Annotated in this window: 5 protein-coding genes; 2 read left to right on the plus strand and 3 right to left on the minus strand. The window is 68.1% G+C overall.

Annotation, left to right across the window (positions count from 1 at the left end):
• Nucleotides 1–13 precede the first annotated feature (13 nt).
• Nucleotides 14–430, minus strand: coding sequence for a secondary thiamine-phosphate synthase enzyme YjbQ (locus HNO88_RS20225; RefSeq protein ID WP_184250189.1), 417 nt, complete (start codon nucleotides 428–430; stop codon nucleotides 14–16).
• 605 nt (nucleotides 431–1,035) lie between these two features.
• Between HNO88_RS20225 and HNO88_RS20230 the strand changes: the two genes are divergently transcribed.
• Complete coding sequence (locus tag HNO88_RS20230; RefSeq protein WP_184250192.1) at nucleotides 1,036–1,980, plus strand: endonuclease/exonuclease/phosphatase family protein; 945 nt, start codon at nucleotides 1,036–1,038, stop codon at nucleotides 1,978–1,980.
• Between the two features lie 646 nt (nucleotides 1,981–2,626).
• Here the strand turns inward: HNO88_RS20230 and ftsH are convergent.
• Nucleotides 2,627–4,558 carry an ATP-dependent zinc metalloprotease FtsH gene (ftsH, locus tag HNO88_RS20235; RefSeq protein WP_184250195.1) on the minus strand — a complete coding sequence of 644 codons (1,932 nt, stop codon included), beginning with the start codon at nucleotides 4,556–4,558 and terminating at the stop codon, nucleotides 2,627–2,629.
• 127 nt (nucleotides 4,559–4,685) lie between these two features.
• Nucleotides 4,686–5,741: a histidine kinase dimerization/phosphoacceptor domain -containing protein gene (locus tag HNO88_RS20240; RefSeq protein WP_184250198.1), complete on the minus strand. Its 1,056-nt coding sequence runs from the start codon at nucleotides 5,739–5,741 to the stop codon at nucleotides 4,686–4,688.
• A 187-nt stretch (nucleotides 5,742–5,928) separates the two neighbouring features.
• Here HNO88_RS20240 and HNO88_RS20245 point away from each other — a divergent pair, with 187 nt between their 5' ends.
• A complete protein-coding gene (locus HNO88_RS20245; RefSeq protein ID WP_184250201.1) occupies nucleotides 5,929–7,095 on the plus strand; it encodes an aminotransferase in 1,167 nt (388 codons plus the stop codon).
• Nucleotides 7,096–7,305 lie beyond the last annotated feature (210 nt).

Raw genomic sequence — 7,305 nt, forward strand, 5'->3', positions numbered from 1 at the left:
CTCTCTCTCCCGTCTACTCGCCCATCAGGTGGACGGCTACTTCCCGGTGGTGCGGCCGGCGACGATGCTCGGCCAGGTAGATGCCCTGCCAGGTGCCCAGCCGCATGCGGCCGTCCAGCACCGGAACCTGCAGGGTCACCCCCGTCAGGGTCGCGCGCAGATGCGCCGGCATGTCGTCGGGCCCTTCGTCGTCATGAGCATAGTGATCGCCCTCGGGCGCCACCTGCTCGAACCAGGCCATGAGGTCGGTGCGCACCTCGCGCGCGGCGTTTTCCTGGATCAGCAAGGAGGCGGAGGTGTGGCGGCACAACAGCGTCAGCAGGCCTTGATCGACGCCGGTCGTGCGCAGCCAATCGGCCACGGCGGCCGTGATATCGGTCAGCCCGCGACCGCGCGTATTAAAACCCAGGGTCGTGCTCGCCTGCCTCATGCCGTGTGTTTGACGAGTGTCCAGCCCGCTGACAAGCCGGGAGAGCGTGTGAGGAGAACGCGGGCCAGAAAGCCAGGCCCGCACACCGCACGGCCGTGTCGCCCTACCACCATGTCATGACGGTCACGATGAACCGGGCCGACGAGCGCAGGATCGTGACGGCCAGGCGAGCTTTCGAGCCTGGCGAGAAGTACATGCGACGCCTAGCGGGCTCGACGCCGGCTTCGTCACGCCACTATCGGCATTTCAAAAGCTGCACGCCCGCGCCCGTGCGCTGCACCCCTGAACTTTGCAAATCTTCGCGCGCGCCTCGTCGGCGCAGCGATTGAAGGTCGAGCGCCTCGCGCACGAGAGCCCCTCGGTTTTTTCCCTCATCCGCCGCGAAGCCGGGCGCCACTTTTCCGCTGACGGCGTGTCCCGAACTTGCAGCGCGCAAGAGGGACGGCTACCTTCGCAGCTGCAGCAAACGGCTGCGGTGTCCCTCTCGATAGACGGAGCAAGAGCAAACCGATGCCGCAGATGCCGATGGATGCGGCGAGCCGGTCGCATGGCTCAGGGTCACCCGCCTGACCCAGGCACTGCCTCGCAGCCGCCGACGCCGGCGTGTGCACCTGGCCGCACGCGCCTTGGTCGGCATGGCCGCGGCCGCCGCGACCGGCGTGGTGCTGGTGGGCCAGCTCGGCCGGACGCACCACGTGCTGGACCAGTTCAACGTCATGCTGCCGCTGCTCGTGCCGGTGCTCGCGGTGTGCCTGGCGAGCGCGCTGCGGCTGCGCGATCGACCCAGCGTGGCCGTCGCCGCCATCGGCCTGCTCGTCGGCGGCTACCAACTTGGCGGCGCGGTGCTCTCGGGCCTCGGTCGCGAGAGGGGTGGCGCCGCACCGGGCAGCTTGCAGATCAAGGTCCTGACGCTCAGCACCTTTCATTCCAACCCCGATCCCGGTGCGATCGTGGCGCTGGTGAACCGCGAGGCGCCGGACATCGCGCTGCTGCAGGAAACCAACGGCACCGTCGCCCCGTTCATGCCGGCGCTGCTGCCGGGCTATCGCCGCATCCAGTCGTGCGGCGGCGGGCGCCCGTGCACGCTGACGATCCTCTCACGCTGGCCGATCCGCAACTTGCCGGTAACCTGGCCGCCAAGCCGGGCGCATGCCGACGTGCTGGTCGGCGAGGTTCGCACCCCGGCCGGTCCCCTGCGCGTGATCGACGTGCACATGGCGCGGCCCTACGTGAAATCGTCGCAGATGTTCATGCAGCAAGGCGCGGAACTCGCCCGTCGCGAGGCTGGAGTGCCGCTGGTGGTCGGCGGGGACTTCAACACCGCCACCGGCACCTTCGGCCTCGCCCGTTTCGCGCAAGTGAGCGGGTTGCGGCGCCAAGACAGCTTCATCCCGACCTACCCGGCCAACCGCCCGCTGCCCGCCTTCGCCGGGATCGACCACGTCTTCGCCAGCAAGCACTGGCTGCGCGCAGGATGCAGACGAACCAGCGCGGGGCGCTCCGATCATTACGGCGTGCTGTGCCGGCTGCGCTTGCGGGCAGGAGTGTAGGGGCGTCGCGGCAAGGCTGGGGGCAGCGTGTTGCCTTGGCTTGAGATTGTTGGCCAGGGACCAACGACACACGGCGCGAATCGCAAGATCTGGCCTTACTCTGCGCCGAGAAGTCCATCCCTTCGCCATCGAAGATCCTCCCCTGCAAGGGGAGGGGGACCGCTCGCGTAGCGAGGGGTGGAGGGGTGTAACCCCATCGTCCGAGCACTCCGCCGGCGGTAACACCCATCCGTCAGCCGCTACGCGCCTGCCACCTCCCCTTGCAGGGGAGGATCGACGACCGGCAGCCTTGAGGGATGTTCGCTTCAAGGAGCGGTGCACGCGAGCATGGCATGGCTCACGGCCCCTTCCCTATCAACAACGCTCCACCCCCGCTTTCGCAACGGTGATAGACCGGACGGATTAAAACCATGGTTGGCCACAACCAAGCCTGTCCATTCACCTTGCAATTGCCCGGCCGAGCAGCGCGCCTGTTCCACCCGATAGCAACCGCGTGATGGCAGTCTCCCGGTACGGTCAAACAGCACCCTGCGCCTCGACGCAGCCCAGCCCGGCCCATCCCATACCAGCCCAAGCGCCGCACGACGGAAAAAGGGCCGGAGTTGTCTCCGACCCTCATCCTCAACCTGCAAACTGGCGAAAAGCCTCAGGCCCCTTGCGGTGCCGCGCCGCCGGAGTAGCGCTTCCCGGTCTTGGGGATCGACGATCCGCGGACCGGAGTCGTCCGGGCCGGGCCCTTGGGTTCGTTGGGACGATCGAGCTCGCCGGTTTCCATCAACTGCTTGATGTCGTCGCCGCTCAGCGTCTCGTATTCCAGCATGGCCTTGGCGAGCAGGTGCAGCTTCTCGCTCTCGGTCTGCAGGATCTGAGTCGCACGCTGGTGCGCGGTGTCGACCAGCAAGCGGATCTCGCTGTCGATCAGCCTGTTGGTATCGTCCGAGCCCATCAGGCGGTGCGAGCCGCCCATGCCGAGATAGCCTTCCTGCTGCTCCTCGTACTGGAGCGGCCCCAGCTTGTCGGACATGCCCCACTTGGTGACCATGTTGCGCGCAAGGCTGGTGGCGTACTGGATGTCGGACGAGGCGCCCGAGCTGACCTTGTCGTGCCCGAAGATGATCTCCTCGGCGACGCGGCCGCCCATGGCGACCGAGAGGTTCGCCAGCATCTTGTCGCGGTGGTACGAGTAGCTGTCCCGCTCGGGCAGGCGCATCACCATGCCCAGCGCGCGCCCGCGCGGGATGATGGTCGCCTTGTGGATCGGGTCGGACGCCGGCTCGTTGATCGAGACGATCGCGTGCCCCGCCTCGTGGTAGGCGGTCATCTTCTTCTCGTCCTCGGTCATGACCATGCTGCGGCGCTCGGCGCCCATCATGACCTTGTCCTTGGCGTCCTCGAACTCCTGCATCGCGACCAGGCGCTTGTTGCGGCGCGCGGCAAGCAAGGCGGCCTCGTTGACAAGGTTGGCGAGGTCGGCACCCGAGAAGCCGGGCGTGCCGCGAGCGATCACGCGCGGGTTGACGTCGGGCGCCAGCGGCACCTTCTTCATGTGCACGGCGAGGATCTTCTCGCGTCCGTCGATGTCGGGCACCGGCACCACCACCTGGCGGTCGAAGCGGCCCGGACGCAGCAGTGCGGGGTCGAGCACGTCGGGGCGGTTGGTCGCCGCGATGATGATGATGCCCTCGTTGGCCTCGAAGCCGTCCATCTCGACCAGCAGCTGGTTCAGCGTCTGCTCGCGCTCGTCGTTCGAATTGCCCAGGCCATGGCCGCGATGACGGCCGACCGCGTCGATCTCGTCGATGAAGACGATGCACGGCGCGTTCTTCTTGGCCTGCTCGAACATGTCGCGCACGCGAGACGCACCGACACCAACGAACATCTCGACGAAGTCCGAACCCGAGATGGTGAAGAACGGCACACCCGCCTCACCCGCAATAGCGCGGGCGAGCAGCGTTTTGCCGGTGCCCGGAGAGCCGACCAGCAGCGCGCCCTTGGGGATCTGGCCGCCCAGCTTGGAGAAGCGCGTAGGATCGCGCAGGAACTCGACGATCTCTTCCAGCTCCTCGCGCGCCTCGTCGATGCCGGCGACATCGTCGAAGGTGACGCGTCCCGAACGCTCGGTCAGCAGCTTGGCCTTGGACTTGCCGAAGCCCATCGCGCCCGAGCCGCCGCCCTTCTGCACCTGGCGCAGCGCGAAGAAGGCGATGCCCAGGATCAGCACGAACGGCAGCGCCTGCACCAGGATGTAGAGCAGCATGTTGGGCTGCTCCAGCTCGCGGCCCGCATAGCTGACGTTGTTCTCCTGCAGCAGCTGCGGCAGGCTGGTGTCGTTGGGGATCGGGATCGTGCTGAACGAATCGCCGTTCTTGTACTTGCCGACGATGCGATCGGTGCCGATCTGGACTTCGGCGACGGTCCCCTCGGCCACCTTCGAGCGGAAGTCCGAATAGCGGATCGCCTGCCCGACATCGCCGCGCGAGCCGAACATCGAGACCACCATCAGAAGCGCGAGGAAGATGCCGCCCCAAACGAGGAGGCTCTTCACCCAGGGATTGCCGTTTGGCTGATCGTCGTTCATGGAATCTTTCGCAAGTCCTATACGCCAGCCAATGTAGGCCAGCCGCGCTGAATGACAAGTTAGCGCAAGGGCTCTCAGTGATCGAACCAGCCCCGCTTTGGAGGCGTTCGGCGATAAGCCGCCCCCGTCAGCCCTTGAGGGCTCCGCCGGCGAAGCGTGCGGCGGGCAGCGACAGGCACATCCGGCATCCCGGCGTCATATCGGTCAGCGTGTACTCCGCGCCGAGCTGCCGGCTCAGCACGCGCGAGATGCGCAGGCCCAGGCTGTCGCCCTGCGAGGCATCGAAGCCGGGCGGAAGGCCCACGCCATCGTCGCGAACTTCCAGCCGGACGGCACCGTCACCCTGTTCCAGGGAGACGGTGACCACGCCGGCCTCGCGCCCGGCAAGCCCGTGTTCCAGCGCATTGGCGATCGCCTCGGCCAGGATCAGCGCCATCGGCACGGCGGCATCGGGCGGCAGCACCAGGCCTGTCGCCGCCTCGATCCGCAGCGCCACGCCGGGCGCGCCGCTGGAACGCATGATCTGCTCACCGACTTCGCGGATGAAATCGTCCAGCGGGACCAGCTCGCCGTTGCTGCGGTAGAGCCGCCGTTGGATGGAGCCGATCACCTGGACCCGCGCCACCGCGTCCGAGATCGCGCGGCGCGCCCGCGGCTCGTCGAGCCCGCGCAACTGCAGCGAGAGCACCGCGGCCACCATCTGCAGGTTGTTGCCTACCCGGTGCTGCAGCTCCTGGAACAGCAGCTCGGACCGTTCGGCGAGACGGTCGCTCTGCTCCGCATGGAGCCGGCCCTCCTCTCGCGCTTCGCGCAAGCGCCGGTTCGTCACCTGCATCGAGTGGATCAGCGCGATGTCGACGGTGATCACGCCGGTGTAGAAGGCCATGGCCACCAGGTTCGCGCGGTCGAACGAGAAGGCACCCACGGGCGGGATGAAGAAGTACCAGGCGCACAAGCCGCACACGAGGCCGCTGGTGACACCTCCCGCTCGCCCGAACAGGAAGGCGGTGACGATGACGGTGGGGAAGAAGACCACGAAGGGATAGCCGACGGGCAGCCATTCGTTCAGCGCCCACCGCAGCTGCAGGGTCGCCAGGGCGAGCGTCAACGCGATGGCACAGCGGGCCAGCGGATAAGACCTGAGCAGCGGCAGACGTTCGATCAGCGAGGCGGTGCGGCTCATGCGGCGGCGCCCTGCGCGGGTTGCTGGATGCCGTGGCGGCGTGTCACGGTCTTCTCCCTTCGTCCACACGGCTACCAACAGCGCCACGCGATGGCGAGGGTTTAATCCCCCATAGCGCCGGACCGGATCCGGTCGCGGCCGAAAATGGCTGACGAGGGGTGGGCGGCGCAGCTATGCCGGGTCGGGCATGATCCGCATCAACCCCGTCTACGCCGCGCTGGAGCGCACCGTCTTCGACCGGATTAGCGGCCTGGCGCGCGATACCGGCGCGATCAACCTGGGCCAGGGCTTTCCGGATACGCCCCCGCCGGCACCCCTGATCGAGGCAGCGGCGCGGGCTCTGCGCGAGCGTTCCAACCAGTACCCGCCCGGCGCCGGCCTGCCGCAGCTGCGCCAGGCGATCTGCGAATACTACGCGCGCCGACAGGGGCTGGCGCTCCATCCCGATCGGGTGACGGTGACCTCCGGCGCGACCGAGGCGATCGCCGCGGCCGTGCTGGCGCTGGTGAGCCCGGGCGACGAGGTGATCCTGTTCCAGCCCGCCTACGATGCCTATGCCCCGATGGTGCGGCGCGCCGGCGCAGTGCCCGTATCGGTGGCTTTGGCGCCGCCGGACTTCGCCTATCCGCTCGACGCGCTGGACCGCGCGATCACTGCCCGCACGCGTGCGCTGATCCTCAACGACCCGCTCAATCCGGCGGGCACCGTGGCGAGCGAGGCGGAGCTGGCCGGCCTCGCGCATCGGTGCGTCGCGCACGACCTGGTGGCGATCTGCGACGAGGTCTGGGAGGATGTGCGCTTCGATGGCCGCGCCCATCGCTCGCTCACCGCGTTCCCCGGCATGGCGGGCCGCAGCGTCAAGATCGGCTCCGCCGGCAAGATCTTCGGGCTGACGGGATGGAAGATCGGCTGGATGGCCGGAGACGGCGCGATCGGGACCGCGCTCGCCCGCGCCCACCAGTTCCTCACCTTCGCCAGCGCTCCGGCGCTGCAGTGGGCGGTGGCGGAAGGCCTCGCCATGCCCGATGCGATGCTGGACGCGCAGCGCGCCGAGTGGGCGGCCGCACGCGCCCGGCTGCGCGCAGGACTGGAAGACGCGGGCTTCGTGGTATTGCCCAACGCCGCCACCTGGTTCCTGTGCGTCGACCTGGCTGCCTCGGGCATCGCGCTGGACGATGCGACCTTTGCGGATCGTGCGGTGCGCGAGGGGGGCGTGGCGACGATCCCGGTTTCGGCGCTCTACGAGGGCGAGGCGCGCCCGACCACGATCGTGCGGCTGTGCTTCACCAAGCCGGGCGATGTTCTGGACGAGGCAGTGGAACGGCTGGCGCGGTTCAGGACGGTCCTGCTCTGAGCGCTTGACATTTAGAACCATTTGGGTTATACGCCGCAGCACTGGAGCCGGGTGAAAGCTCGGCTCCAGTGCTGCGGCGGGTGCGGGTGAGCGGTGCATCGCTCGACCAGACCCTCACCATGCGGCCGGCGCCTAGAGACGGGCGCCTGCACCCTCGATGCGACGCACTATCCCGCCTGGATGCGACACACTGCACTTCCAGCCCGGAGC

The sequence above is a fragment of the Novosphingobium chloroacetimidivorans genome, from assembly GCF_014204535.1.
GTDB lineage: Bacteria > Pseudomonadota > Alphaproteobacteria > Sphingomonadales > Sphingomonadaceae > Novosphingobium > Novosphingobium chloroacetimidivorans.